Below are 25,425 nucleotides of genomic sequence, written 5' to 3'. Positions count from 1 at the left end.
GATCCGCCAGCGGACTGGCCTCCATGGTCTTACCCCCACTAGCCACCTACTACGCCACATGCCAAGGCCCCTGTGCCGCCCCGGGCCCGTTCGCGAGGACCGTAGGCTGGTGTGGACATGTCCACCTCACGCTGGCCGTTGCGACGCGGTGTTGCTCTCCCGTCGAAGGGCGACATCGCGCTCACCGTGGTGCTCACAGCCGCAACAGCTTTCTGGGGTGACCTGCTCGCAACCAGCCCCACCCGCCAGTTCGCCGCTGTGCTCACCTCCCTGGGTCTCACCCTCCCGCTGCTGGTGCGCCAGCGCCGACCCCTCATCATGCTGGCCATCGTCTCGGTCGCCGGGCTCGTCCAGTGCGTGGCGGTGCCGGGTCCGACCGCTTCACTGCTCGCAGTCCCCGTGGTGGCCTATTCGATCGCCCGCTGGATCGACGGCGGGAGCTCGCGGCTCGTGCTCGTCTCCGGCACCATCGGGGCAGTCCTCGGGCCGCTGCGGTGGGTGCACAATCCGGGATTCACCGGCGAGGACACCAGTCGGGTGGGCCTCTTCGTGCTCCTGTTCATCATGTGCTTCACCGCCGTCCTCGTGCCCTATCTCATCGGGCGCCGGCTGCGCGAGAACGACATCGCCGCTCAGGAGCTGGCCCGCGCAGCAGTGCAGCGCTACGAGGCCACGCTCACCAACCGCGCAGAGCGGGCACGCAGCACCGAGGCGCGGGTCCGCAACGACATCGCCCGCGAATTGCACGATGTGGTGGCTCACTCGCTGAGCGTCATCGTCGTTCAGGCCGAAGGCGGAAAGGCGATGGCCGCGAGGAATCCGCAGGGCACTGGTGAGGTGCTCGACATCATTGCCGAGACCGGACGCGAGGCGCTTACCGAGATGCGGCGCATCGTGGGGGTGCTGCGCGCCGGTCCCGGCCAGGCCGACTACGCACCGCAGCCCGGCCTTGAGGACATTCCCGGCATGGTCGAGCGTGCCGGCGACCGGGTCGAGCTGGTCACCGACGGCGAGGTGCCGGTGGTGCCGGCCACTGTGGGTCTGACGGCCTACCGGGTCGTTCAGGAGGCGGTGACCAACTTCCTCAAGCACGCGGGCCCCCAGGCGCGATGTCTCGTCGCGATCGACTACGAACCCTCGCTCATCACGCTGGTCATTCGAGACGACGGCTGGGGTGCCCAGGCCAGCGACGACGGCGCGGGCAATGGACTGCGCGGTATGCGCGAGCGAGTCAGTGCCATGGGGGGCACCATCACCGTGGGGCCGCTGAGCAGCGGAGGCTTCCAGGTGCAGGCCCAGCTGCCCCTCGCCTCCCACCATCCTGCCCATCCGAACCGCCCGGCGGTGCCGACACCATCGACACGCATGGAACACACCGAGCCCACATCCGCCGAACACACCGGGCCTACGGGACTGCCCGGCACCCGGCGCGGGGACGCTGGCCTACCGGGTGAGTCGGCGCAGACCGCGAGCACACCGCCATCACCGATGGCACCAGATCACGACGAGAACGAGGGAGGCATGGATGACTGAGCAGATCACGGTCCTGCTGGCCGATGACCAGGCACTGGTGCGCAGCGGTTTCCGCATGCTCATCGAGGCGGAATCCGACATGAGGGTGGTGGGCGAGGCCTCCGATGGGGCCGAGGCCCTCGCAAAGATCGGTGAAATCGCCCCCGATGTCGTCCTCATGGACATTCGCATGCCTGTCATGGACGGCGTCGAGGCCACCCGCCGGGTGACCGCTCTCGACGGCTCCACCCGCGTCCTGGTTCTGACCACCTTCGATCTCGACGAGTACGTCTTCGCGGCGCTCAAGGCAGGTGCGGCGGGCTTCATGCTCAAGGACGCTCGCCCCCAGGATCTCCTCAATGCCATCCGTACGGTCGCTGCCGGCGACGCGGTGGTGGCCCCGAGCGCCACGAGGCGCCTGCTCGACCATGTCGCTGCGTCGCTGCCGGACCGGCCCGGCGAACCCGACACGCGTCTCGACGTCCTGACCGACCGGGAACGCGAGGTGCTTCTCGAGGTGGCGAAGGGGGCCACGAATGCGGAGATCGCCCAGCGCCTGTTCATGGCCGAGGGCACCGTGAAGACACATATCGGCAGGCTGCTCAACAAGTTGCGGGCCCGCGACCGGGTCGGGCTCGTGCTGTTGGCCTATGAGACCGGCCTGGTGCACACCTGAGGCATGCGGTCGGTCTCGGGATCTACCTGCTCGGTCGGGGTTCCCGGCCGCGTCCTGCTGCGACAGTCATGCCCCTGGACCCGGTCTGCACAGGGCGCGGTACCAGCGGCCCCTGAGAATCCTGTCCTCTTGTGCCAAGAGATTCTCATCCCACTCTCAAATTCGTGTACTGTTCTTCTCAGGGTTCAGCACTGAGATGTCCCTTGCCTAGGGCGCCGGTATCCGCGCCGGGTGACCGGGGCTCGTGCCATGCCCAGCGTCGCAGGGCTTTGCGTCCTGTGGCCCGCATTCGCCCAGGGGGCTGTTGGGGGTGACCAGCAGCCCCCTGGTGCCTGTATCAGGGGTGCCTGTTTCAGGGGGTGCTCCCGTCACGGGGCACCTGTCCAGGCCGCACCTGCCACCGGATGCCCCGTTGGGCTCAGAGGTTCTCGCCGTCGAGAGTGCGCTGCAGGAATTCGGCCAGATCGCCAGTCTCGCCGTCGCGTCCGCCCCTGCTGACCTGCAGCGAGGGCTGCGCTCGGTGGAGTTCCACGCCGCGCCAGCGCGCCAGCAGGCCGCCGGGCACCGTGAGCACGTAGTATCCGCCGTCCTCGCCGACGGCGATCGTATGGCTGCGCTTGATGTACCAGCCCTTCTTGTCGGTCTTCACCGTGCCGCCCGAGAGGAGTTTGGCCATCAGTGGCTGGGGTTCCAGCCCGCGCTCGCGGGCGGCGACGACGAAGTCGTCAATGAGCTTCTGCGCCGACACGGCCTCACGCCGGGCCGCCTCCTCCTGCATGTGAAGCTGGGTGCGTGCCGTCTGTTCCCGCGTACGACGGGAATCTGGCGCCGATCCCTCATTCGAACCACTCATGGCTGTACCCTATCCGAGGCCCGTCGTACCGATCCGGGATAAGCTGCCGGGGCCCATCGCCTGTCCAGCTCGAGGGAGTCCCGTGGAATTCACCCGTCGTCTGAGCAGGCTGTGGGTCCACCACGATTTCCGGAAGCTCACGCTCGTGCGCCTGGCCGGCCAGTCCGGCGATGGCACCGCGCAGATCGGTATGGCCTCCTATCTGTTGTTCAGTCCGCAAAGCCAGACCAGTGCCTGGGCGGTCGCCGGTGTGCTGGCGCTCACGATGCTGCCGTACTCGCTGATCGGCCCCTTCGTCGCAGTCTTCCTCGACCGCTTCTCGCGTCAGCGGATCTCCATCACCGTCGACCTGGTACGGATGGTGTGCAGCGGCGTGCTGGCAGTGCTCATCGCGCGCCATCTCACCACGGGCGCGAGCCAGGTCACGCTCACACTCATGTTGTTGATCATGCTCAGCCTCAATCGCTTCACCCTGGCCGGGCTGCAGGCAGGGCTTGCCCGCACGGTGTCCGGCAACGAGTACCTGGACGCCAGCTCCATCATGCCGATGATCGGACCGGTCGGGCTCATCGTAGGCGGCGGGGCCGGTGGCGCGATCCGGCTGCTCGTGGCCCCCCAGCTGGGTGTGGACGAAGCGAATGCGCTCATCTTCGCGCTGGCAGGGGTGCTCTTCGCCTGCTCCGCGCTGATCTGTACGAGGATTGATCGAACCGCTCTGGGCCCAGGCACCGAGGCCCATCGCGCGACGGTGGCCGAGGTCGCCGGAGGGCTCCTCCAAGCGGTGCGTCACCTTGCCTCACGCCGCCCGGCCTGGCTGGCCCTGTCGATGCAGTGCGTGGTGAGGATCGGCTACGGCATGCTCATGGGGCTGGTCATCGTGGTTTATCGCAATCACCTCACTGCGCCCGGTGAACTCACGGCGGCGTTGGCCGGTATCGGGGTGTGGTTCCTCGTGAGCGGAGTCGGTTTCGCGCTGAGCGGGTTCATCGCGGCACCGCTGGGCCACTGGCTGGGGGTGCGACGCTGCATCATCGCGCTGCTCGTCGTCATGGGGATCAGCCAGGCGACGCTGGGCTCGGTCCCATGGGTCCCGACGCTCGTCGCCAATGGCTTCCTCATCGGCTTGATGGGCCAGTCGGTGAAGGTACAGGTGGACACCGTCGTGGTGGCGCACATCGACGATTCCTTCCGCGGCCGGGTGTTCACCCTGTACGACATGGCCTACAACGTGAGCACTGTGCTGGGCGCGGTGATCGGGGCGCTCGTGCTTCCGGCGAATGGGGTGAGCCTCGCGGTAAGTGCCGGACTCGGCGCGCTCTATCTGGTGGCGAGCGGCGGCTTCGCCGCCGCCTCGCGTCCGCTGGGCAATGCGCTCTTCGACCGTGGGACGCGGATAGCGCTCAAGGAGAAATAGTCGCTGGATACGGCGTACGCACCAATCATTCCCGCCTGAACCGGGCAGGATGGCCATTACTTGCGGATTCATTGGTCCGGTGCGGTAAACATGGGCTGGCACCGGCAGGCCGGGCAGGGCGCTCGTGGCCGGCAGAAGGTGCTGACCGGCGAAAGATCCGGCCACCGTGGGCGCCGAGCGGACAAGAGGGAGTGACTGTATGAGAGAGATGCTGTCCGCGTCATTCACGCTGTTCCTCGTGATGGATCCGTTGGGCAACATTCCGCTGTTTCTCGCCGCCTTGCACCATGTGGACCCGAAGCGCCGTCAGCGTGTGCTGGCGCGCGAACTGAGCATCGCCCTGGTCATCATGGTGGGTTTTCTGCTCATCGGCGGCAAACTGCTGGCCATCTTGCACGTCACCCAGGAGGCGCTGGCAGCAGCCGGAGGGCTGATTCTGTTGCTCATCGCCGTGCGCATGATGTTCCCCACTCCCGAACACTCGCTGCGTGAGCGCCTGTTCGACGAGCCCTTCATCGTCCCGCTCGCAGTGCCCTACACGGCAGGCCCGTCGGTGCTGGCCACCGAGGTGATCATGATCAATCAGAATCCGGCGCATTGGCCGCTGCTGCTCGCCGCCGTGGTGCTCGCCTGGCTGCCGTGCGCGTTGATTCTCTACTCCTCGGGCTGGCTGCACCACTGGCTGGGGGAGCGCTTCCTCACTGCCATTGAGCGGTTGATGGGCATGATCCTCATCATCGTCGCTGTGCAGATGTTGCTGGGCGGGGTGAAGGACTTCTTCTTGATGTGAGGCGCCCGTTCTTGGTGTGAGGCGCACGCCGGCGCCGGACGCCTCGGTCCCGGTGAGGTCCAGTCCGGCCCAGTCCAGTGCGGTCCGGTCCGAGGTCACGCGAGCCTGGCCCGGGCCCTGCCTTCCATCACCTCTTGCAGGAGCTGGACGGTGGTGTCCAGGAGATCGACGCCCAGCAGCCGGGCGTGGCGAGTGATCCGCAGGACGAGACCCTCCACCTCCAAGCGATTGCCGGCCAGGTGCTCGGTGCGCAGCCGCATGCACAGGAGCAGTTCGTCATCGGGCGCTGCGGCGAGGGCGACGGAGGTGGCCCAGCGGGCCCGGTCGATCTCGCGGCGCACCAGACAGTGCTCGGCGAGAGCCACGCCGGTGTCACGGATGGCGCAGACCATGTCGGTGCGCAGTTCCTCCGCCCACCGCCACTCGCCGGGGGCAGCATCGGCCAGCGGCGCCCCGCGCACCAAGGACAGCGCTGCGTGGAGAGCCCGGTCCGTGGCCCGATTGACCCCTCCGGCGATGAGCACCTGGAACTGTTCCCAGTCCGAGCTGACTCCCGGATGCAGGCAGATGCGGCCTGTATAGGCGTCCGGGAGATAGGGCTGGCCGTCGTCATCGTGGCCGAGCCAGGAGCGCAGCCTCGACATATTGGAGCGCCTCGTGGCGTCGGCGACCAAGAGATCGCGCGTCATCCGGCCGGCGCCGGACCCGGGGTGGGCGAGGATCCAGGCGCAATACTCCTCGCACTGCTTCACTGCGCGGCTGGGGCGGGGCCCGTGGGCGTTCAGCAGCTCGATGGGTCCGAGCATCCGGAGGAAGGGGGCCGGTGAGGGTGGCGAATCGGGCACGGGGAACTCCTCACTGGGCAGTGGGCTGACAGGGGTGGGCAGGGCGACGAGTTCGCCGAGCGGATCGCAAGCAGCCGTCCGCCATGGGGTTGATGAGGTCTTCGCCGCAGGGATGCCGGGCGGATCGGAGGGGACCGCCCACCACCACGCGGTCTGGTAGTCGGTGCTGGTGGCGGCCTCGAAGAGCTCCTCCATGGCGCGACGGGCAGGCGCTGTGAGCAGGGCGGGTTCGAAGCGGGTGCCGGCCAGGCTGCCACGCTGCTCGTCAAGGGTGACGAGGGCCTCCTCGGAGTCGTCCGCGACGCAGAGTACGGCGATCCCCAGCTCCTCGAGCACCATCTGCTCGGCGTCCCACTGCTGGTCCAGCAGGAAGATCTCACGGGGGAGACGATCCTCGCCGGGTGGGTCCTCGTCCGGTTCGGCGGAGGATCCAAGAGGCAGCTGCGCGCGCCTGGCGGCGATGATCCCGCTCAGCTGTGATACCAGTTCATCGGCGTCGGAGGCGATCTCCAGCTCGGGGGCGTCGAGCGTGGCGAGCCACGAGCACGAGGGGGGAAGGTGCACCCGCACGGCGGCGTCGTCGCGGCCGACGAGCTGAGCTGCCAGTGAGGCGAATAGCGCGGTGAGGATCTCGGTGTCGTCGGCACGGACGCTGAACCGGCCCCCCGGCGACAGATCGAGCGTGCTGGGACCCTCTGGGGAGCTGCCGAGTTGAACCAGTAGTGCCTCGTGCCGCGCGCCGATGCTGGGGCCGCGGGACCGGGGAGCCCCTGCCGCTCCCGACGCGATCGCGGTAGGTGACACCGCCGCTGGCTGATGGGCCTCATCGTCGGCGTCCCCGACAGCCGGTGCCGAGCAGCCGGATCCGGTATGGGCGGGGGGATCTTCGTGCATCTCGTCATGCTCCGGGGATGGCGGCTGGTCCGGTGAACGCTCCTGCGCAGTCGGGTTCGCGAGCTTCGCCATTGCCGCGAGCGCGGCCTCGCCGCGCGGACCGGGGCGAGGCGAGCGCTGACCCGCTGCGCGCTGGGCGCGCTGCCAGCGACGGCGCAGGGCCCAGGCCCCGAGCAGCGCCGCTGCGGCAGCAGCACCCATCGGACCGATGAGGGAATGCAGGTACTCGGCCACATCCTGGTCGTCCGACAAGACCTCCCCTGAACCGCCCACGGCCCCTGCCGGGCTCTGCGCGGCGGCACCCAGGTCCTGCGCGTTGCCGAACGCCGGACCATCGATGGGCACCGGTTCCAGCTGACTCGAGGACTCGTCGCCCGGGGTGGCCGGGGGTGCCGGGGTGGCCGCGCCGGGGCTCGGATCCCCCGGCGCCGGCGCGGTGGACACCGGAGCATCACCTGCGGTGCCGGGAGGGTGCGAGGCCGGTGGAGCCGAATGATCGCCCCGCCCGGAATCCACGGCGGGCAGCCTCAGCTGTTGTCCGGGCAGGATGAGCTCGGGGTCAGCGATGAGCTGGGCATTCTCCCGATGGATCAGTGGCCACAGCGCGCCGTCGTGGAGGTGTTCCTGGGCCAGCGTCCACAGGCTGTCCCCCTCCTCGACGACCACCGTGGCTGGGCTCGGTTGCGAGACATTGAGCAGCCGGACCGAACCGACCGGGCCTTCCGAGCCCGACGTGGCGTGGGTGTGCGGCCATGACTCCGGGATCTCCAACAGCGCCCCGGCCACCAGGGGCTGCAGTGGCGAGAGCACCGTGGTCGGATTCGCGGCCACGATCTCGCGCCACCGGCTGCCCTCCCCGCAGTAGCGCTGTGCGAGGCTCCACAGATCGTCGCCCTCGACGACCGTGTGCCACCGGAGCCTCGCCTGCCTGGAGTCCCCGCAGGCGCTGACTTGCTCGGCAGCCGCGTCCTGCTCGCTCGGCGCGGGCGCTGTCGCGACCGTGGCAGCGTCGGAGGCATGGGACGAGGAGCTCGTGCTGTGGCCGGTTTCGGTCCCTGCGATGAGGCCTGCGATGCAGGTGATGAGCACCGCCGCAGCCGGACCGAAGACCCCGTCACCGGGTGGTTGCCATCGCACTCGACCCGCGCTGGCCGTTCGGACGATTTCGCTGACCACCGAGGCGCTCAGGAGCAGCCAGGCTCCCCATCCGGCCAGGGTGAACAGCACCAGGAGCAGGTCACCGGACATTCCGGGGTCCAGCAGCGCCTGCGGGGTGAGGTGCACGATGAGATCGAGGCGCCCCCAATGCCACAGTGCCCAGGCCCCGCCGGGGAGCAATCCGATGAGTACGATCAGTGAGCCGAGTGCGCTGAGTAGTCGCTTCATGGCCGTCGCTGTCTGAAAGTGTCGATGCGGGTGGTGGCGTGACCCTCGGCGCGGATGGTTCCCGGTACCGCGATGAGCAGGTCAGCCAGGGCGATGGTGCAGCCGATGTCCACGCGGACGTCGGCCTGGACACCGGGAGCCAGCAGGAATCCGGAGGTGTCTACCGCTATCTGTGGCTGGGTGCACATGCTGGCCGAGGTTGCCAGATCTGCGCCGATCACCTCCTGGGCGACCGAGCGGGCTCGGGCACCGCTGTCTGCCAGGCTCGCGGCGCGCGCTCCTGCCGCGGCGGCGTCCTGCACTTGAGTGCGAACCGACCAGATACGCCAACCGGCGGTCATCAGGGCTATGAGCAGGACAAGGCCCGGCACGATGACGACGAGTTCGGTGCTTGCCGCGCCCCGCTCGTTCCCGCGGCACGCCCGCGTGCCTGCTGCCCCTCCACCTGCTGTTCCTCCACCGGCTGCCCCTCCACGGTGGCTCCGGTCTGCGGGGGTCCTCCTCATGGCAAGCATGGTCGCCCTCCTGTGTCGCGGTTCATCGTTCGCGTGGTCTCACGGCGCGGGCCGAAACCTCACCAAGCCCTAGATCCAGGGCCAGCGGCACGCGTGCCTCGACAGTGACGCTCACCAGCTCGTCGGTGGTGGAGGTGCTCGTCGTGACGTCGAGCAACTCACCGGTCATCTGCTCGACGATCCTCTCGGCGGAGCCATCCGGCACGCCCGCCAGGGCCTGGTCTTCCGCGGCCGTCAGGGCGGCTTGCTGGACGATGCTGCGTGCATGCAACCAGACTCCCGCGTCCACCACCCCCAGCACTGTCACGAGGAGTAGTGGAGCGAGCACGGCCCACGAGAGGGCCTCGCTCATGCCCCGCTCACAGTGGGACGATGCCCGCCCGAATCTGCCCCTGCCATCCCTCTGCGGGGCGCTGCCCGGGGGGCTCGCGTCCATCGTGCCCGGTGTCGAGGAACCCGTCAGAAGCCGACGGCCGGGTCTGCGGCGCCGCCCGGTGTCGCGATCCGGCGCGGCAGCGTAGCTGAGCATGGCCGTCAGGAAGGCATGTGCGAGGTGACGTAGGCGCGCACGGCGGCGATGACCAGGCCCGCGATCACCACTGCGCCGGCGAGGAGCACGGCGTTCTCGGTGGATTGGGACAGCCCCCGTTCGTCGCGCTGGGGCGGGGCAGTGAGCGTGCCGACCACCAGGGCGGCGAGCTGGGCGAGCCGGCAAAGTGTCCTTGAGTACATGATGCTCATCTCCTCGTGTCTATTGGCTGTCGTGTCTATTGGCTGTCGTGTCTATTGGCCATCGGTGGCGGCGGCCTGGGTGTTGTTCGTCGGGGCGAGCGCCGGGGGCGCCGTCGTGTGTTCAGCTCATTCCGGCCATCCTCATGAGCGGCGGGCAGATGAAGGCGAGGCCGAAGATCATCACCGGAACCGCCATCCACAGGGTCATCCGCTCGTTCGCCTCGTTGGCCGCGATCCGTTCGGCGCTCAGGTGGGCATCTCTCAGTTCCTCGACCCGCGCTCCCAGCGCCTCGGTCAGTGAGGCACCCTGGTCGTCCAGCTGCATGATGTCGGCCAGGTCGGCGAGTGCCGGGAGCCTCAGTTCAGCCGCCAGCGATCTCAGTCCGGACCAGGGTTGTTGCTGTTCGAGGCCAGCCTGGGCGAGTACTCCCCTCACGCGTCGGAAGACGGCCACATCGGACACCTCCGCGGCCGCTTCCAGCGATTGAGTGGCCGAACGGTTGGCCATTCGCTCGAGCATCACCAGGTCGAACAGCGTCAGCAGGGCTTCGTCGGCGTCATGGCGCACGCGCCCAGCGCTTCGTCGCAGTCCCAGGTCGGGCCAGAACCAGCCCAGCACGGCCAGCACCAGACCGGCCAATTGCACTGGCGCACCGAGAGGGGCACCCATGGTCGCGCTCGCGAGGGCGAGGAGAACCGGTGTGAGCAGGCCACCCGTACCGAGGACGAGCTTCTCGGCGACAAAATCACCGATGGATCGGCCGTGCAGCCGCAGCAGTGTCCGGGTGGTCTCGCTGAGGGGCACATGGCCGCGCACATACACCTGGGCGCCGACGCGCTCGAGCCAGGAGTCCGCCGGGCCGGCGAGTTCTGCGGTCTCCATCGCGGTCTCACGCGGAGGGCCCTCCAGGTTTGCGAAGGCATCCGCGATCCGTACGGGACGGCGCCGCGCGCCAGTCGTCGCGAGAAACAAGCCTCCGGCACCCAGTGAACCTGCCAGGGCGGCGAGCAGTGGGGGATCAATCATCTCCGCCACCTCCGATCGGGCGCACAAGGTCACCGCCGCGCAGAATCCGCTCCCGGGGGCGCGGCCTGGCGACCGAGCGAAGCATGAGCAGTGCACCCAGATAGCCGGCGAACAGTGCCAGGCCGAGGAGCTGACCTGTTGGGCTTCGGTACGGCGCCAGGTACTCGGGATTGAGCACGGCGACGCCCCCGAGGACCGCGAGGGTGATCACCGTGATCTGACGCACCACCACCCGGGGCTTGGCCCTTTCGGTGTCGATCTCGCGCAGGGCCTGCAGACGCCGTTTGGTGTGCTCGCCAAGGCCTCGCAGTGCCGTTGTCGAGCCATTTCCGCCCCGATTGGTGGCAACGATCATGGCCGCAATGACGGCATCGGCATCCGGACTCGCGAACTCGTCGGCGAGCCCGCGCAAGGCTGCCTCCGGCGGCCAGCGAGAGTCGAGTCGGTCAATGAGCCCTGCAACGGGACGAGCCAGGATCGGGGCCACCTGACCACGGGTGGCTCGGACGGCATCGGGCAGCGACTTGCCGGTGGAGACCGAACCGATGAGCAGCCGCACCCACCGATCCAGCGCCTGGAGGACTTCCATGTCGCGGTTCACAGGTGTGGACAACAGCGAGGGGAGGATGAGCACAAGCCCAGCGACGACCACAGCCACCAGCGCAGATCCGGTCACGACGCCCAAGACAAGCCCGAATACAGCGCCAACAGCCAGTCTCAGGCGCTGGGTGCGGGAGCCTCGCGTCCACCGGGTCTGCACGCTTTTCCACAGAACTGTGGATGAACCTGGGGAAACTCCCCGCTCGATGGGCCTCATCCCCTCGGCGGCAACGAACAAGCCCACGATGAGGGCTGCCACGGACACGGCAGCCAGCGTGCTGCTCAGCATCGGTCCACCTCCTGGGAGCCGTAGGGCTCGAGTTCACGCAGGAGCGTCTCGCCGGGTTGGAACACCTCGCGAGATCCGTCTCGGGCTGCCCGGTAGACCAGCTGGCTGGTGGGCCGGTCGCTCTCGATCGCGCCGGTCAGCGCCCTGATCTCACTGATGTAGCGGTGGCGGCGTCCCCCTCGCCAGGTGTCGTCAACGAGCGCCACGTGCACCAGAAGATGAACGTTGTAGGCGATTTGCCGATACGCCTCGTCGAGGCGCAGCACGCCACCCTCGGCAACGCGAGCCGCAAGGCGATCCATGGTGGCGGATGCCGAATGGGAGTGAATCGTGGTGAGAGCCCCAGCACCCGACTGCATGGCCTGCAGCATCGCGCCGGCCTCATTGCCGCGTACCTCGCCCACGATCAGCCGCGAGAGGTTCTGCCGCAGGGCTTCAGGGATGAGATCGGCAACCGTGTATTCGCCGATCCGGCGGCCATCGACGACTTCGCCGAGCCCGATCTTCGCCTGGAGCGCGACCATATTGCGGCGGCGGGGCTGAAGATGGGTGAGCAGCTCGTAGTCGGTCTCGAGCGTGCCGAAACGTTCGGTGAGGGGGATGGCGTCAACGAGGGCGCGCAGCAGCGTGGTCTTTCCTGCTCCCTGGTCCCCGGAGATGACAATGGAGCGGCGGGCCAGCACGCACAGCCGTAGCAGGTCGGCCACCTCTCGCGGCATCATCTGACCCTGCGAGAGGGTCTCCAGGTCGATATCGGTGAGCAGATGCTGCCGGATGATCACAGATGGCCGGTCGGCCAGGCCGAAGCCAATGGCATGCAGGCGAAAGCGGTCGCCGATCGCCACCGTGATGCTCGGATGGGCATCGTCGAATGGTCGCGGCGGCTCGGCGGCCTCGCCGAGGAAGCGCACTGCCGCGACCAGTTCCTCGTCCGTGTCGGCCACCGGATCCAGTTCCTCACGGCGACCGTCGCCGAACTGTGCGAGCACGCAGTCGCATCCGTGGATCTCGATGTTCTCGGCCTGCGGAATCTCGAAGACCGGCTGCATCCGGCCGTACCCGAATATGGCGTCCTGGACCGCTTTCGCGTAGCGCCGCTCCACCTCGAGAGTCCACAGCGCCTGCCCGGATCGGCTGAGCTGGTCAGCCTGCTCATGGACCGCCCGGCTGATCACCGACCGCCCCATGAGCTCGCGATCCGGTGTGCTCATCGCCTGTCCGTGCTCGTGCTCCCACAAATCCTGCTCGCGCGTAATCATCTCCGAGATCGACGTTCGCAACTGGCTCACCACGGCCCAGTCGGTGCTGGCCTTGTGGCTGACCGTCCGACGCAGCGGTGCCTCGCCAGGCTGTGGGGAGCGACCGGTGGCGCCGAAGCTGCCCTCGACCACGCCTGGCCCCGGGCGAGCAGCTCCTAGCCGCAGCGGGGAGGGCTCTTGCGTGGTCGAGACGGCGGGTCCCCCAGCGCAGGCAGGCACTGCGATCCCGCCCGCGACGAGGGGGAGGTCGGCCGGCCTGGGCCGCGCGCGACCGCCGGCCGGGCCCAGACGCGCGGGCCCGCCGGCGAGCCCGAGTGCCTGTGATCTCGGATGTGAACCACCCGGAAGAGCGCAGGTGAGGGCATCGGCGCCGTCGGGATCGCCGAGTCGTCCCAATGCCTGGCCCAGCCCGCCCGGATCGGCTGCCGTGTGATCCGTTGTCATCTCGTAGCGCCTTCCACCCGCTCGGGAGAGTCCTGTGCCCGGTACTCCGGGCGCGCCGGATGGGGTGCCATCGCGGCCAGTGAGGTTGCGGCGGCGCGGGCGGATCTCATCAGGGGACGCTCGCAGAAGCGTCGCGGCACCGGTGCGCCCTCGATGAGCACATCGGCGTCCTCGGGGCTCCAGGCGATGTCGGCAAGCACCGGGATCGCGAATTCCCGCTCGATCTCCGCATCGCCGTAGGGCCTGGCCGGGCCCACCACCACGAAACCCAGCCTTGGGCTCGTCGAGCCTGCGAGCCGCTCGTGCAACATCGGGAGGTGGAGCCTGGTGGCCGCCAGGGACCGAAGGCTGCTGCGCACCACGACCGCCATGACCTCACCGACCGCCAGCAGCGGGGAGACCGGACCCCGCGGACCCAGCCTTCCCAGATCGACCAGCACGTCCACCTCGCCACCCGCGAGCCCAGCGAGGCCCTGTGCGAACTCCGGCCAGACGGGTTCGAAGACTGTCGCCGCCCCCGGACGGGTGAATCCGGGCAGGAAATGGCGCTCCAGCCCTGCTCGGACTGGCCCGGGCTCGCGAAGAGCATCTGCGCCATGCTTCTCACCAGCGAGGTCCACGGAGCCGGTGAGGGGAATCGTGCACTGCCACAGCAGCGGGCCGATCGGAACCATCTGGCGATGGGCCTGGGCCAGGTCGACGAGCCCGCGGGAGTTGCTCGGCGCCGCCTTGAGCCAACCGGCCAGGACAGCCTGGGAAGGGTCCGGGTCGCAGTCGACGAGCAGGACACTGCGCGGCCACGTGAGGGCGAGCGCCACAGCGGTGGTCGTCACCCCGGGTGCACCGGTTGCGCTTGCCAGCAGGATGACCGCCATCAGCTCCCTCCCTTGCTCACCACGACGAGCCGTTCGGCCGCCGCCAGCGTTGCCACCTGCAATGCCGCCGATTCCGCGAGCTCGACATCGAAGGCAAGACCGCCATTGGGCTGGGAGACCGGTTGGCTGGCCACCTGGGCGTCGACGCGGACGAGCGTGACCTGCACGCTCGCGTCGTCCTTGGGACCGGGGGCACTGGCCACGACGATCGGGGAGCCCACTGTGAGGGCCCCGGGGACCCGGCCTGCCGGCAAGCTCAGGCCTACACGGCTGCGGCCAGCCGGGATCAGGGGATCACCGACCGCGCCAGGAGGCAGGACCGCTCCGCGATGAAGATCGGCGAGAGCGGTGCGGCCGACCAGCGAATCGAGCTGTGCTGCCGGGACGACCGCCACCCCTGGCGCGGCTCCCACGCTCAGCGTGGTGAGATCGTCGGCTCCGACCAGCTCACCACGCGCCATCTCGTGGGCCACGACGACGACCTGGCGGGCATCGGTGAGCTGTCGGATCGCGAAGGCGCTGCCCAGCCCGCCCAGGCAGGCGCACAGCAGTCCGAGCACGATCAGTCGGGGACTGCGTCGGGCGCGCACCGCAGGTGCTGGGGCACGTCGGAACAGTCCGGATGTTGCTCTTAGGGTCGTGGCCATCGGCGGTCATCCCTTCGTCCGCGGCCGGGGGTGACCGGGGATTCAAGAACGATAGATGAGCATGAGCGCGCAGAACAGGTACAAATCAGGGCTGTGGACAACACGACACGCCGATCGAAATCCTTGACAGAACTGCCCGGCAGCGACCATTTCATGGCTCACCAGCAGATATGTGGCCACGGCCAGGGCCCCTGAGGGGGGTGCCGGCCCCCTCGGATTCGTCGAGGATTTCTCGCGGCGACCCGGATGTGACAGCCACCGCCGGCTGAGCCGGGGTGCAGGGGTACCCCATCGCTCAGGGTTGTCTGCGACCAGGAGCAGATGAATACTCCATGAGCAGACGCGAGCACCTGGCCCGGGCCGGCACTGGGCACAGCGAAGGGACAACCATGACCACGAGGAACACGAGCTACGATCCCGCCGCCTTGCAGCAGGTCTTCGAGAGCCACTTCACCTGGGCCAGCGGTTTCGAGCGCAATGTCCACCGTTACGCCTCGCGAACCGCAATGACCGATCTACCGAGCGGGCGGAGCTGGACCTATGCCGAGCTCGGCGCCGACGCCGGGCGCCTGGTGGCCGGCCTGGCGGCACACGGCATCGGGGTGGGTGATGTCGTGGCCCACCAGCTGCTCAACTGTCCCGAGTTCGCGATGATCTACCTCGCTACGCAGGGTCTTCGGGCGGTGAGTTCTCCGATGAACTACCGCCTGGCGCCCGGGGAAACAGCCTTCATCCTGGCCCAGATGCGTCCGGCTGCGCTGGTCTACGACAGCGCCCTGGCCCCGCAGATCGCCCAGGCCATCGAGCTGGCCGACTATCGCCCTGGCCTGCTCGTCGCCGTCGGCGAGGGGGAGCTGCTCTGCGGCGCGATTCGATTCGACGAGTTGCTGGCCTGCGATGCGCCCTCGTTCACCGCCGCGCACGATTCCTCGGTCTGGGACGAGACCAGCCGGCTGTTCACCTCAGGGACCACCGGAATGCCCAAGCAGGTGCCGTTGACGAGCCTCAACGAGGTACTCACGGCGCATGACGTGATCATGCACTTCCCGCTCGACGAGCGCGACCGCACCCTCAACATGTCACCCTGGTTCCACCGTGGCGGCAACTACTGTGCCGGCCCCAACACGATGTTCTATGTGGGCGGCGAGGTGGTGATCATGCCGAAGTTCGACGAGAACGCGGTGCTCGACACCATCGAGAAGAGACAGCTCAGCTATGTCATCGGGGCGCCCACCAATCTCGAGAGGCTCGCCGATGCCCAGGAGGAGAATCCTCGCGATCTCAGCTCGCTGCGCGGCATCGTGACGATGGGGGCGCCGCTGGAGAGAGCGGCCGCCCTTCGTTATCAGCAGGTCCTCACCCCGCGGATTGCGAACGGCTACGGCACAACGGAGAGCTTCTGGAACACCTTCCTGCGGCCCTATGAACTGCCGGCGGGGGCAGGATCGGCCGGTCATTCCTGCGTCGACGACGATGTGCTCGTGGTCAAGGTGCTGCCCGATCGCATCGCGCGCCCCACCGAGCTCGCGGCCAAGGACGGCCAGGAGATCGGTGAGGTGATCATGCGCACCGTCAAGGCCGGATATGCCTACCTGGACAACCCGAGCGAGGAGGCCGAGAAGTTCCGGGAGGGCTGGGTCTATCCCGGGGACCTGGCCACGTGGGACGAGAACGAGACCGTCACCATCGTGGGACGCAAGGACGACATGGTGATCTCGGGCGGCGAGAACGTGCATCCGGTCCAGGTGGAGGAGGTGCTGGGAGCTCACGAGGGCGTGGCCGAGTCCATCGTCACCGGCCTGCCCGACGACGAATGGGGCCAGCTGGTCGTCGCCTATGTGCGTCCCAAACCCGGCTACTTCACCGATCATGCTGCCGCCGCCACGCAGCTCGACGCCTTCTGCCGGGCCAGCCACACGCTGGCGAACTACAAGCGTCCGCGGCGCTATGCCTTCGTGGACGAGTTGCCGATGACTGCGACGGGCAAGAAGCAGCACTTCGTGCTCAAGCAGCGGGCACCCCAGGACGCGAAGGATGGCCTGTTCGTCCGACCCTGACGCCGCACGACCATCCACGTCACCGTCAAGAGTGCCGGGATCGTTCTCGGGCTGGGAAACCGGATGCAGATCGATTCACCGAGCCCGTGAACTCCTGTCCACCGAGGGCGCGACCGGCCTACCTGCGCACCGAGAAACGCAGCGAGAACTTGTCGGCGCGATAGCTCGTGACGCAGAACTCGGCCCGTCCGCCGCGGGCGTCGAAGGTGGTGCGCTCGACGCGCAGGGCCGCCGAGAACGGCGCCACACCGAGCAGTTCTGCCTCGTCGGGAGCGTAGACGACCGCCTCGACCTGCTGCTCGGCCCAGCTGAGGTCGAGTCCGTACACGTCCGCCAGGAGCCTGTAGAGCGAGCCGGTGAGATCGTGGTTGCGCAGCTGCGGAACTCGGCCGCAGGGCAGGGACGCGGACTCCAGGCACATTGGCTCTCCGTCGGAGCACCGCAGCCGCCTGATCTCGATCACCGGTGCCCCTGGGCTGAGCCCCAACCGGCGGGCGACGTGCTCGCTCGCCGGAACCTCCGCGACCCCCAGCAGATGTGAGCTCGGTTCGTGACCCTCCATCCGGACTTCCTCGGTAAAGGAGTTGAGCCGCAGCGTCTTGGCGATGCCCGGGCCGACGCAGTAGGTCCCTGCACCGCGAACGCTGTACAACCGTCCTTCGTCCACCAGCTGCCCCACCGCCCTGCGCACGGTGGCGCGCGTCACGCCGAACTCCTGCGCAAGAGCACGTTCTGCAGGAATCGCCCGGTCGGCGCGCTGGCCCCGGACATAGGCCTGGTCGATCTGTGCCTTGATGCGCAGGTAGGCAGGCGCCGCGGATTCGGCGCTCACCCCTCACCGACCCGCAGGTTCCTGCCCCACTCGTTGTCGCGATGGATCTGGACGAAGTAGTCGTGCAGCTCCAGCTCGCTCGCCGCCGCTTCGTCGACGACAACGGTCACATGGGGATGATGCTGCAGTTGCGAACCGGGCCACCGGGCCGTCACCGGACCTTCGACGATGCGATGGATGGCGTCGGCCTTCTTCCGCCCGGTGGCCACCAGCACGATCGTGCGGGCGTCCATGATGGTGCCGATCCCCTGGGTGAGGCAGTGGTGTGGCACCCGGTCGATATCGCCATCGAAGAACCGCGAATTGTCGAGTCGGGTCTGGTGCGTCAGGGTCTTGATCCGGGTCCGGCTGCTGAGCGAAGAGGCAGGCTCGTTGAAACCGATGTGGCCGTCGGTGCCGATGCCCAGGATCTGCAGGTCGACGCCGCCGCACGACGCGATGGCCTTCTCGTATGCATCGCATTCCGCCACCAGGTCGGACGCCGAACCGTCCGGGCCGTGCACATTCGCAGGCGGCAGATCGGTGGGCTCGACGAGTTTCTCCTCGATGAATCGGCGATAGCTGGCGGGATGCTCGGCGCCCAGCCCGACGTACTCGTCGAGCATGAACGCGCTGCACCGCTCCAACGAGAGCTCGCCGCTGTTCACCCGACGCGACAGCTCCTGGTACAGGCCCACCGGGCTGCTTCCGGTCGCGACTCCGAGCACTGCCGAGGGCTGAGCGCTGACCAGATCGCTGACCAGGTCCGCCGCAGTGCGGGCGACCATCAGCTCATTGTCGACGATGATGACTTCCACCGGTCCTCGTCCTTTCCGCCCACAGGACGCCTCGTGGATCTCCCGATGAGCGTCCTTCATGATGAACCGGCCCGCTGCAGGCAGCCGACGGCTGACTGATTCGGTGGCCCCATGAGCCCTGCAACCGATAGAACAGGTATATACCAATTTCAGGTCATCCGGCATATCTCTCGTCGCCTGACCAGGACCGAAGGGGAGGCAGCGCCCATCATGTTCATCCAGGCGAGCCAGATGGCGGACACGAACGCGAGCGCACCGGGCTGGTTGCGCACCGAAGGCGGGCTCATTGTCGAGCGTGGCGCCGGCACAGCGCCAGTTCCGCCTGACCAGCGGTTCGACATGCTCCTTCCCCCCTTCGTCGATGTCCACACCCATGGCGCGCGCGGCATTGACTTCGGCATGCTCGGATCCGATCCCGGACCCGCCATCGCCTTCCACCACGAGAACGGCACAACCCAGCTCAATGCCACCATTGCCACGGCAGCTCTGGCAGAGGTGAAGAAACGGATCACAGAGCTTGCTCCATTGGTCTGGTCCGGTGAACTCGCTGGAATCCATCTCGAGGGACCGTGGATCTCGCCCGAGAAACGCGGCGCGCACGAGAGCTCGCTGCTTCGCGTCCCCGCCGCCGCTGAGCTGCTCGATGTGGTCGAAGCAGGTGGGGGCACGGTGCGGCTCATCACCCTTGCCCCCGAGCTGCCAGGTGCGATGTCCGCTATCTCGGCGCTGGTGGCCCATGGCGTCGTCGTGGCGATCGGCCACAGCAATGCCAGCGCCGAGATCGCCCGCGAGGCAGTGGATGCCGGCGCCAGCGACGTGACCCACCTGTTCAATGCGATGTCGGGCCTGCACCACCGCACCCCAGGGGTGGCCAGCGTGGCCCTGCTCGACGGACGGCTCAGCGTGGAACTCATCGCCGACGGGCAGCATGTCTGCGACGACGCGGTCGATCTCGCCATAAGGCTTGCCGGTGACCGCTTGCTTCTGGTTTCCGATTCGATGGCCGCCTCGGGTCTCGGCGATGGGCACTTCCAGATCGCTGGATCGCCGGTGGAGGTGCGCCGCGGCATTGCCCGGATTGTCGGGACGGGTGCCCTGGCCGGCAGTACATCGGTGCTCCGCGATGGCGTCGATCACCTGCTCACGCGAGGAATCGACCCGCGCAGCATTGCGCTGTGGACCAACGGAAACCCGGCGCGACTGCTGAATCTGCAGGTTCCCGCGCTACGGCGCAATGATCCGGCCGATTTTGTCGGGGTCACCGCTGGGCGGATCAGCTGTGTGTCTCACCGGGGCGAACTGAGCTTCTTCTGAGATCCGGCACCGATGAGGGCGGCACCCACCGCTGGTGCCGCGCTGCCGTGGGAGGCAAGCCGAAGGCGATCGGCGATACCCAGCCCGGCAAGGAAGGCCGAGCACCCTGCGCGCTCCGTGAGCTCGCGCGCAAGCGGGTGCATCAGCCGGCCGCCGAGATTGCTCAGTCCTCCGCCGATCACCACCGAATCGACGTCGAGGGTGAGAACAAGGATGCTCACAGCGTCGGCGACGGCCCGCACGAAGGTGTCCCGCACGACAATGGCCCGAGGATCGCCGGCATCGGCGGCATCGAAGAGATTGTCGGTGGGGTGCAGATCATGCGTCGGCCAGGCGCGTGCCAGCCCCGACCCGGAGGCATAGACCTCGAGGCAGCCATGCTGACCGCAGGCGCACACAGGTCCGTTCGGGTCGAGGCTGATGTGCCCGATCTCACCGGCAGAGCCTCGGGAGCCGTGCCAGAGCTGGCCATCCAGAACCAGTCCCGCTGCCAGCCCGGTGCCCAGATTGAGATAGGCCATCGACCCGCTCAGTTTGAGCAGATGGTAGGCACCCAGGCATGCCGCGTTCACGTCATTGTCGACCCGGACCTCCACGCCCAATCGCGCGGCGAGGATCGGCCCCAGCGCCAGATCCTCCACCCCGAGGTTCACCGCGTGCGTGACGCGCCCGCTGACGAGATCGACGACACCGGGGATGCCCACCCCCACCGATTCGATCGCCGAATGATGCAATCCCGGCTCGGCCAGCAGGCCAGCAACCGCCGTCAGCACCGACTCGACCACGCCGGTATTGCCGTGACCCGTCACAACGCGGCTCGAGGCCACCCGATGGCCCTCCTCGAGAGCCACCACCTCGACCTTCGTTCCTCCGACATCCACTCCGAGTCTCACGAGTGCCCCCTCAGGAGCTCCACCAATACCTTCCCCACCAGCGCAGACGCACCAAAGGTGGCGATATCGGCGTACCCGAGATCAGGCCCGGGCATTCCCATCTCGACGCAGATCACTCGCTGTCCGAGCGCCTCACGGGCCCGGTCGGCGAACGCCCGGGCATCCTCGTGACGGTGGATATCTCGACCCACCACGGCGACATATCCTCCGTCGACCGGCAGCGGGGCGTGTGCCGAGGACACCTGGATGCTCGGGATGGCGCTCGCGGCAGGACCCCAGGGCACGGCGTTGATGGCAGGCGTGACGGGCGCCTCGAGTGTGATGAACTCAAAGCGTCCGTCAGCCTCATCGATCCAACGCCGCGCACGATCGCTGATCTCGAAGGCGGCAGCTAGCCGGTCGCTGGGCATCGGCGCCGCGGCAGCCTGTCCCCAGGTCAGGTCCCGGCTCGGACGAGCGCCCTGCAGCGCGCGGACCTTGCGTGCCGCATCTCCGATCCGCTGGATGGTGAGGGCCCCGGCCCGGACAGCCGCGGATGCCGTGGCACAGATCTCGTCGATGAGCGCCGGATCGTTGTCACCGCCCAGGCACAGCAGGTCGACGCCCGCAGCGAGGGAGCGGACCGCGGCCCCCGCGATGCCCCGCCCCGCCCGCGCACCCTCCATGTCCAGGGCGTCGCTCAGCACGACCCCTGCGAATCCAAGATCCTGGCGAAGGAGCTGGCCGACGATCCGTGGACTCATCGTCGCCGGGGCCTTCGGGTCGAGTGCCGGAAGAAGGATGTGGGCGGTCATCATCGCGTCGGTTCCGGCCGCGATCGCTGCCCGGAAGCTGATCAGCTCGCCTGTGCTCAGCGCGTCGAGATCACGGGTCACCCGGGGCAGGCCCAGATGCGAGTCCACGGTTGTGTCGCCATGGCCGGGGAAGTGCTTGGTGCATACGGCGATGCCGGCCGAGTGGGCACCACGGATCCATGCGCCGACATGGGCAGACACCCGGTGCGGATCGGCGCCGAAGCTTCGCACGCCGATGACCGGATTGAGGGGATTGGTGCTCACATCGGCGACCGGGGCCAGAAGAAGGGTGCAGCCCGCCGCAATCGCCTCCGCACCGACATCCCTGCCGATCTGCTCGGTCACCGCGAGGTCGTCGAGTCGCCCGAGCAGGGCATTTCCCGGATAGGGGGAGCCGGTGCAGAAGTGAAGCCGGGTGACATCGCCCCCCTCCTCGTCGACGGCGACGATCGCGTCGCGCTTGTGGGCGCGCACCTGAGCCACGAGACGCCGGCATTCGTCGGGCGTGCCGATGGTGTCGCCGTACAGGCAGATCCCGGCCAGTCCGTCCTCGAGGAGGGCCGCCACCCAGTCGGGAAGCTGCGCTCCCGCAAAGCCCAGCAGGAGGGTCCCGAGCACCTCTCGGTACATGCCTGCGGGAGCAGTGTCCACACTCATGTTTGTAAGTAAACCTTACGAAAAACACGCCCGCAAGCAGTCTTCCTCCTCGATCGAAGCTCGCCGCCACAGCGGACCCGATGACTGGCCTCTCCTCTCCTGCATGCCTCTCACTAGGGTTTTTGATGCGTCATGCGATCTTGACAGAACTGAAACGAGGCTGTCATCCATTTGGTCCGCACTCCTGCTTGACTTCTATTTGTCAGGACGGTGTACTAACAATCATCAGGGCACCTTCCACAATGGAGCGAGGAGGTGACGATGTCAACCACTGCCAGGCGTCGTCGCGCACAGGTCACGAGCAGCCGCAGCCGACTTGACGTGAAATCGCTGCCTGAGGACGCGCGTCGTCACAACCGCCGCCTCGTGCTACGCCATCTCTTCCACGAGGGGCCGCAGAGCCGCGCCGACATCGCCCGCGCCTCGGGGCTGACCCGGGTCACCGTCTCGGACCTGGTCGCCGGGCTGGAGGAGGACGGCCTGGTCGTGGAGCTCGGGCCGCGCACCATAGGCAGCGCCCGCCCCGGCAAACCCGCGATGCTCGTCGGGCTGGCCGACGAGCAGCTGCGTGTCCTCGCCATCGATCTTTCCCCGGATGACTGTTTCGTGGGTGCCGTCATGACCCTCCACGGCCAGGTCCAGCATCGCGTCGAGCTCCCGCTCGCCGGAATGGGCGGGGACGAAGCGCTCGAGCAGGTGCTCGCGCTCATAGGCTCCCTCGCGGACGCGGTCACAGTCCGCGTCCTGGGGATCGGCGTCGGCACTCCCGGCATCGTGACCCCCGAGGGCAAGGTCCGCGAGGCCCCCAACCTGAGGTGGTACGAGCTCGATCTCGCGGCTCGAATCCGGTCCCGCTTCGACTACCCCGTCCATGTCGCCAATGACGCAAATGCCGCCGTCCTGGGCGTGCGCACCTTCGAGAGCACACACGAACGAAGCCTCATGGTGGTGCGTATTGAGCACGGCGTGGGCGCGGGACTCATCGTGGGTGGCGCACTCGTCGAGGGCGAGCAGTTCGCCGCCGGCGAGATCGGGCACGTCGTGGTGAGCGACGAGGGCCTGTGTGCCTGCGGCCGCGTGGGCTGCCTCGAGGTGGCGCTCGCCGCCTCGCAGCTCAAGCGACGGATCGGCGCAGGCGAAGACCGCGACCAGGTGCTCAGTGGTGCCGGGACCGCGCTCGGCGTGGCTCTTGCCCCGATCATCAGCGCCCTGAATCTCAACGAGGTGATCGTCTCCGGCCCAGCCGAGCTGGTCGGCGGCGTCCTCACCGACACCGCGCGGGCGACCGTGCGGGCGAACACCATGTCCGCCGTGAGCAATGGCCTGGTGATCCGTCCGTCCACCGATGACATCAATCTCGTCCTGCTCGGAGCCACCGAGCTGGTCCTCTCCGGCGAGTTGGGAGTGGAGTGATGCACCGCCATCACCAGCTGGCCACCCAGATCCCGGGAATCTCCGGGTTCATCCGGCGGAGAGAGTTCCGCCACGACATACAAGGAGTCTCGATGCACAAGTCACTGTTCCGGACAGTGGGGGTCCTTGCTGCAGCCCTAACGCTGGCCGCCTGTTCCAGCGGGACGAGCAGTTCGTCCACCGGCAATCAGATTTCCCCGAGCACCGACGGTCAGGGAAAGACACTGACGGTGTGGAACATGACCGGCGATCTCACCGACGCCACCATGAAGGCGATCAACGACGAGTTCACCAAGCAGACCGGTGCCACGGTGAAGGTGGAGACCCAGCAGTGGTCCGGGATCTCGACCAAGATCACCACGGCACTCGCCACAGATACGCCACCCGATGTGGTGGAACTGGGAAACACCGACGTCGGCAGCTTCGCTGCAAGCGGCGGACTCATGGACATCACCTCGAACAAGTCCGTCCTGCAGCAGGGCGGCAGCTGGCTGCCCGGACTGGAGGGCCCGGCCACCGTGGACGGGAAGCTGTACGCCGCTCCGGCCTTCGCCGCCACCCGCTCGGTCATCTACAACAAGAAGATGTGGGCACAGGCGGGCATTACGGAGGCCCCGACGAGCTACACCCAGCTCACCCAGGACCTCGACAAGGTCAAGTCGACCTTCAGCTCAACAGCGGACTTCTCCCCCTTCTATCTGCCCGGCAAGTACTGGTACGCCGGCCTGCAATGGGTGTGGGACGCCGGCGGCGACATCGCAACGAAGGGCAGCGACGGCAAGTGGTCTGGTCAGCTGTCCAGCAACGCTTCGCAGAAGGGTCTTGAGCAGTTCAAGACCTTCCAGAACACCTACTCCTCGAAGGCCTCCGCAACTCTCGACACCACCGGATCGGCAATGCCCGACCAGGACAAGGACATCTTCGCGCAGGGCAAGACGTCGGCAGTTCTCGGAAACAGCTGGGAAATCGCGGCCATCGAGAAGGACAATCCGCAGATCAGCGCCGACGACCTCGGAACCTTCCCCTTCCCGGGGGTGTCGGGCAACAACCAGCCGGTGATGCTGGCCGGGTCGGTGTGGGGCATTGCCCAGAAGTCGAAGGAACAGGGGCTGGCACTGACCTGGCTCAAGATCGCTACCAGCGAGAACGTCCAGATGACGAATATCTTCGGCGACCAGGGCTGGGTCCCGGTGACCAAGGAAATGACCGCCCAAGCGGAGAGCAAGGCTTCGGAAGTCCAGAAGGCGTTCTTCATCGCCGCACAGAACTCGAAGTCGACTCCGGCCGCCGCGCACTGGGCAACGATCGAGGCCGACGGAGCAGTCCAGCAGTTCTTCGCCGACATCGCGTCAGGAGCCAAGACCCCGAAGGACGCTGCGAGCGACTTCGACTCGCACCTCGACACAGTGCTCAACGGGTGATCTGCTGATCCGAGGAAGAAGCCCATGAACAAGCCCAGCGCAACTGTGGCTGCGGTCGACTCCCGGATGACCGCTGTGGAAACCCCACAGCGGTCATCCGGGCGGCACCGGTCGCGACGCTCCAGGGGCCACGATCTCGCCCCGCTGTTCCTGCTCACCCCGGCAGGCCTGGTCATCTGCGTCCTGACCCTCGCACCGATCATCTTCCTGGTGATCACCTCCTTCACCGACTACAGCCAAAAGACCCTGTTCACCGGGATCTACCGCAGTGTCGGGCTGGCCCAGTACCAGAAGGTCTTTGTCGACCCGCAGTTCTGGTCCGCCTTCGCCCGGACACTCGTCTTCACATCGGCCATGGTGGCAGGGAGCATATTCATCGGGATGGGCGTCTCGCGGCTCTTCCCAGATGAGGGTGTAGGCGACGCAGCAGCCGTGGTGGGAGGGCGCGGCGCGTCGGTGCCCGGATAGTGGCCGAGGCCTTCCGAGGAT

Annotated in this window: 23 protein-coding genes; 9 read left to right on the top strand and 14 right to left on the bottom strand. The window is 67.7% G+C overall.

The window, feature by feature from the left end; all coding sequences use genetic code 11:
• Window positions 1–117 precede the first annotated feature (117 nt).
• Together BMX93_RS10280 and BMX93_RS10275 are read left to right on the top strand one after the other, a co-directional pair.
• Entirely contained in the window at window positions 118–1,533 is a 1,416-nt protein-coding gene (locus tag BMX93_RS10280; RefSeq protein WP_143052887.1) for a sensor histidine kinase, read from the top strand.
• Window positions 1,526–2,188, top strand: a complete 663-nt coding sequence (locus tag BMX93_RS10275) for a response regulator (protein WP_091970761.1) — start codon at window positions 1,526–1,528, stop codon at window positions 2,186–2,188. The genes BMX93_RS10280 and BMX93_RS10275 overlap by 8 nt, the downstream gene beginning before the upstream one ends.
• Before the next feature lie 418 nt (window positions 2,189–2,606).
• On the opposite strand, the gene BMX93_RS10270 is transcribed toward BMX93_RS10275, so the two are convergent.
• Window positions 2,607–3,041, bottom strand: a complete 435-nt coding sequence (locus BMX93_RS10270; RefSeq protein WP_091970759.1) for a hypothetical protein — start codon at window positions 3,039–3,041, stop codon at window positions 2,607–2,609.
• An 82-nt stretch (window positions 3,042–3,123) separates the two neighbouring features.
• Here BMX93_RS10270 and BMX93_RS10265 point away from each other — a divergent pair, with 82 nt between their 5' ends.
• Together BMX93_RS10265 and BMX93_RS10260 are read left to right on the top strand one after the other, a co-directional pair.
• Window positions 3,124–4,455, top strand: a complete 1,332-nt coding sequence (locus BMX93_RS10265) for an MFS transporter (RefSeq protein ID WP_091970757.1) — start codon at window positions 3,124–3,126, stop codon at window positions 4,453–4,455.
• Window positions 4,456–4,654: 199 nt separating this feature from the next.
• Window positions 4,655–5,245, top strand: a complete 591-nt coding sequence (locus BMX93_RS10260) for a MarC family protein (RefSeq protein WP_091970755.1) — start codon at window positions 4,655–4,657, stop codon at window positions 5,243–5,245.
• Window positions 5,246–5,340: 95 nt separating this feature from the next.
• Here BMX93_RS10260 and BMX93_RS10255 read toward each other — a convergent pair whose 3' ends face one another.
• The 9 genes from BMX93_RS10255 to BMX93_RS10215 all read right to left on the bottom strand — a co-directional run bounded on the left by BMX93_RS10255 (window position 5,341) and on the right by BMX93_RS10215 (window position 14,758).
• Complete coding sequence (locus BMX93_RS10255) at window positions 5,341–8,370, bottom strand: AfsR/SARP family transcriptional regulator (RefSeq protein ID WP_091970753.1); 3,030 nt, start codon at window positions 8,368–8,370, stop codon at window positions 5,341–5,343.
• Window positions 8,367–8,876: a TadE/TadG family type IV pilus assembly protein gene (locus BMX93_RS10250; RefSeq protein ID WP_177170184.1), complete on the bottom strand. Its 510-nt coding sequence runs from the start codon at window positions 8,874–8,876 to the stop codon at window positions 8,367–8,369. Before BMX93_RS10250 ends, BMX93_RS10255 begins: the two co-directional genes overlap by 4 nt.
• Before the next feature lie 31 nt (window positions 8,877–8,907).
• Window positions 8,908–9,237 (bottom strand): TadE/TadG family type IV pilus assembly protein, encoded by a 330-nt coding sequence (locus BMX93_RS10245; RefSeq protein WP_177170183.1) that lies wholly within the window; start codon window positions 9,235–9,237, stop codon window positions 8,908–8,910.
• A gap of 182 nt (window positions 9,238–9,419) precedes the next feature.
• On the bottom strand, window positions 9,420–9,626 hold the full coding sequence (locus tag BMX93_RS10240; protein ID WP_245725826.1) for a hypothetical protein: 207 nt from the start codon (window positions 9,624–9,626) through the stop codon (window positions 9,420–9,422).
• Window positions 9,627–9,738: 112 nt separating this feature from the next.
• Window positions 9,739–10,644: a hypothetical protein gene (locus BMX93_RS10235; protein ID WP_143052886.1), complete on the bottom strand. Its 906-nt coding sequence runs from the start codon at window positions 10,642–10,644 to the stop codon at window positions 9,739–9,741.
• Window positions 10,637–11,533, bottom strand: a complete 897-nt coding sequence (locus BMX93_RS10230; RefSeq protein ID WP_091970744.1) for a type II secretion system F family protein — start codon at window positions 11,531–11,533, stop codon at window positions 10,637–10,639. Before BMX93_RS10230 ends, BMX93_RS10235 begins: the two co-directional genes overlap by 8 nt.
• Window positions 11,527–13,236, bottom strand: coding sequence for a TadA family conjugal transfer-associated ATPase (locus BMX93_RS10225; RefSeq protein WP_091970742.1), 1,710 nt, complete (start codon window positions 13,234–13,236; stop codon window positions 11,527–11,529). The genes BMX93_RS10230 and BMX93_RS10225 overlap by 7 nt, the downstream gene beginning before the upstream one ends.
• On the bottom strand, window positions 13,233–14,111 hold the full coding sequence (locus BMX93_RS10220; RefSeq protein ID WP_091970741.1) for a P-loop NTPase family protein: 879 nt from the start codon (window positions 14,109–14,111) through the stop codon (window positions 13,233–13,235). The genes BMX93_RS10225 and BMX93_RS10220 overlap by 4 nt, the downstream gene beginning before the upstream one ends.
• Window positions 14,111–14,758 (bottom strand): SAF domain-containing protein, encoded by a 648-nt coding sequence (locus BMX93_RS10215; protein WP_091970739.1) that lies wholly within the window; start codon window positions 14,756–14,758, stop codon window positions 14,111–14,113. Before BMX93_RS10215 ends, BMX93_RS10220 begins: the two co-directional genes overlap by 1 nt.
• Window positions 14,759–15,090: 332 nt before the next feature.
• Here BMX93_RS10215 and BMX93_RS10210 point away from each other — a divergent pair, with 332 nt between their 5' ends.
• Window positions 15,091–16,815 carry a class I adenylate-forming enzyme family protein gene (locus BMX93_RS10210; RefSeq protein WP_245725825.1) on the top strand — a complete coding sequence of 575 codons (1,725 nt, stop codon included), beginning with the start codon at window positions 15,091–15,093 and terminating at the stop codon, window positions 16,813–16,815.
• 118 nt (window positions 16,816–16,933) lie between these two features.
• On the opposite strand, the gene BMX93_RS10205 is transcribed toward BMX93_RS10210, so the two are convergent.
• Together BMX93_RS10205 and nagB are read right to left on the bottom strand one after the other, a co-directional pair.
• Window positions 16,934–17,647, bottom strand: a complete 714-nt coding sequence (locus BMX93_RS10205; RefSeq protein ID WP_091970738.1) for a GntR family transcriptional regulator — start codon at window positions 17,645–17,647, stop codon at window positions 16,934–16,936.
• Window positions 17,644–18,444, bottom strand: coding sequence for a glucosamine-6-phosphate deaminase (gene nagB, locus BMX93_RS10200; RefSeq protein WP_218139301.1), 801 nt, complete (start codon window positions 18,442–18,444; stop codon window positions 17,644–17,646). Before nagB ends, BMX93_RS10205 begins: the two co-directional genes overlap by 4 nt.
• Window positions 18,445–18,675: 231 nt before the next feature.
• Between nagB and BMX93_RS10195 the strand changes: the two genes are divergently transcribed.
• A complete protein-coding gene (locus BMX93_RS10195) occupies window positions 18,676–19,758 on the top strand; it encodes an N-acetylglucosamine-6-phosphate deacetylase (RefSeq protein WP_177170182.1) in 1,083 nt (360 codons plus the stop codon).
• Here BMX93_RS10195 and BMX93_RS10190 read toward each other — a convergent pair.
• On the bottom strand, window positions 19,731–20,651 hold the full coding sequence (locus BMX93_RS10190) for an ROK family protein (RefSeq protein WP_091970732.1): 921 nt from the start codon (window positions 20,649–20,651) through the stop codon (window positions 19,731–19,733). The genes BMX93_RS10195 and BMX93_RS10190 overlap by 28 nt on opposite strands.
• Window positions 20,648–22,102, bottom strand: a complete 1,455-nt coding sequence (locus BMX93_RS10185) for a glycoside hydrolase family 3 N-terminal domain-containing protein (protein WP_091970730.1) — start codon at window positions 22,100–22,102, stop codon at window positions 20,648–20,650. The genes BMX93_RS10190 and BMX93_RS10185 overlap by 4 nt, the downstream gene beginning before the upstream one ends.
• Before the next feature lie 261 nt (window positions 22,103–22,363).
• On the opposite strand from BMX93_RS10185, the gene BMX93_RS10180 reads away from it, so the two are divergent.
• The 3 genes from BMX93_RS10180 (at window position 22,364) to BMX93_RS10170 (ending at window position 25,404) form a co-directional block, all read left to right on the top strand.
• Window positions 22,364–23,515 carry an ROK family transcriptional regulator gene (locus BMX93_RS10180; protein ID WP_091970728.1) on the top strand — a complete coding sequence of 384 codons (1,152 nt, stop codon included), beginning with the start codon at window positions 22,364–22,366 and terminating at the stop codon, window positions 23,513–23,515.
• Between the two features lie 92 nt (window positions 23,516–23,607).
• Window positions 23,608–24,936, top strand: a complete 1,329-nt coding sequence (locus BMX93_RS10175) for an extracellular solute-binding protein (RefSeq protein ID WP_091970796.1) — start codon at window positions 23,608–23,610, stop codon at window positions 24,934–24,936.
• Between the two features lie 24 nt (window positions 24,937–24,960).
• The gene (locus tag BMX93_RS10170) at window positions 24,961–25,404 is read left to right on the top strand and encodes a sugar ABC transporter permease (RefSeq protein ID WP_091970726.1); all 444 of its coding nucleotides are present in this window, start codon (window positions 24,961–24,963) and stop codon (window positions 25,402–25,404) included.
• Window positions 25,405–25,425 lie beyond the last annotated feature (21 nt).

The organism is Propionibacterium cyclohexanicum (assembly GCF_900111365.1).
Taxonomy (GTDB): Bacteria; Actinomycetota; Actinomycetes; order Propionibacteriales; family Propionibacteriaceae; genus Propionibacterium; species Propionibacterium cyclohexanicum.
This window is presented reverse-complemented; position numbering and strand designations above follow the sequence as displayed.

Bases quoted from the DNA above. Each gene is read 5' to 3' on its own strand.
- BMX93_RS10275 (WP_091970761.1), top strand. From the start codon at position 1,526: ATGACTGAGCAGATCACGGTCCTGCTGGCCGATGACCAGGCACTGGTG.
- BMX93_RS10225 (WP_091970742.1), bottom strand. From the start codon at position 13,236: ATGACAACGGATCACACGGCAGCCGATCCGGGCGGGCTGGGCCAGGCA.
- BMX93_RS10220 (WP_091970741.1), bottom strand. From the start codon at position 14,111: ATGGCGGTCATCCTGCTGGCAAGCGCAACCGGTGCACCCGGGGTGACG.
- BMX93_RS10195 (WP_177170182.1), top strand. From the start codon at position 18,676: ATGGCGGACACGAACGCGAGCGCACCGGGCTGGTTGCGCACCGAAGGC.
- BMX93_RS10230 (WP_091970744.1), bottom strand. From the start codon at position 11,533: ATGCTGAGCAGCACGCTGGCTGCCGTGTCCGTGGCAGCCCTCATCGTG.
- BMX93_RS10240 (WP_245725826.1), bottom strand. From the start codon at position 9,626: ATGAGCATCATGTACTCAAGGACACTTTGCCGGCTCGCCCAGCTCGCC.
- BMX93_RS10270 (WP_091970759.1), bottom strand. From the start codon at position 3,041: ATGAGTGGTTCGAATGAGGGATCGGCGCCAGATTCCCGTCGTACGCGG.
- BMX93_RS10235 (WP_143052886.1), bottom strand. From the start codon at position 10,644: ATGATTGATCCCCCACTGCTCGCCGCCCTGGCAGGTTCACTGGGTGCC.
- BMX93_RS10170 (WP_091970726.1), top strand. From the start codon at position 24,961: ATGAACAAGCCCAGCGCAACTGTGGCTGCGGTCGACTCCCGGATGACC.
- BMX93_RS10280 (WP_143052887.1), top strand. From the start codon at position 118: ATGTCCACCTCACGCTGGCCGTTGCGACGCGGTGTTGCTCTCCCGTCG.
- BMX93_RS10180 (WP_091970728.1), top strand. From the start codon at position 22,364: ATGTCAACCACTGCCAGGCGTCGTCGCGCACAGGTCACGAGCAGCCGC.
- BMX93_RS10255 (WP_091970753.1), bottom strand. From the start codon at position 8,370: ATGAAGCGACTACTCAGCGCACTCGGCTCACTGATCGTACTCATCGGA.
- BMX93_RS10245 (WP_177170183.1), bottom strand. From the start codon at position 9,237: ATGAGCGAGGCCCTCTCGTGGGCCGTGCTCGCTCCACTACTCCTCGTG.
- BMX93_RS10210 (WP_245725825.1), top strand. From the start codon at position 15,091: ATGAGCAGACGCGAGCACCTGGCCCGGGCCGGCACTGGGCACAGCGAA.
- BMX93_RS10260 (WP_091970755.1), top strand. From the start codon at position 4,655: ATGAGAGAGATGCTGTCCGCGTCATTCACGCTGTTCCTCGTGATGGAT.
- BMX93_RS10185 (WP_091970730.1), bottom strand. From the start codon at position 22,102: ATGAGTGTGGACACTGCTCCCGCAGGCATGTACCGAGAGGTGCTCGGG.
- BMX93_RS10175 (WP_091970796.1), top strand. From the start codon at position 23,608: ATGCACAAGTCACTGTTCCGGACAGTGGGGGTCCTTGCTGCAGCCCTA.
- BMX93_RS10250 (WP_177170184.1), bottom strand. From the start codon at position 8,876: ATGAGGAGGACCCCCGCAGACCGGAGCCACCGTGGAGGGGCAGCCGGT.
- BMX93_RS10215 (WP_091970739.1), bottom strand. From the start codon at position 14,758: ATGGCCACGACCCTAAGAGCAACATCCGGACTGTTCCGACGTGCCCCA.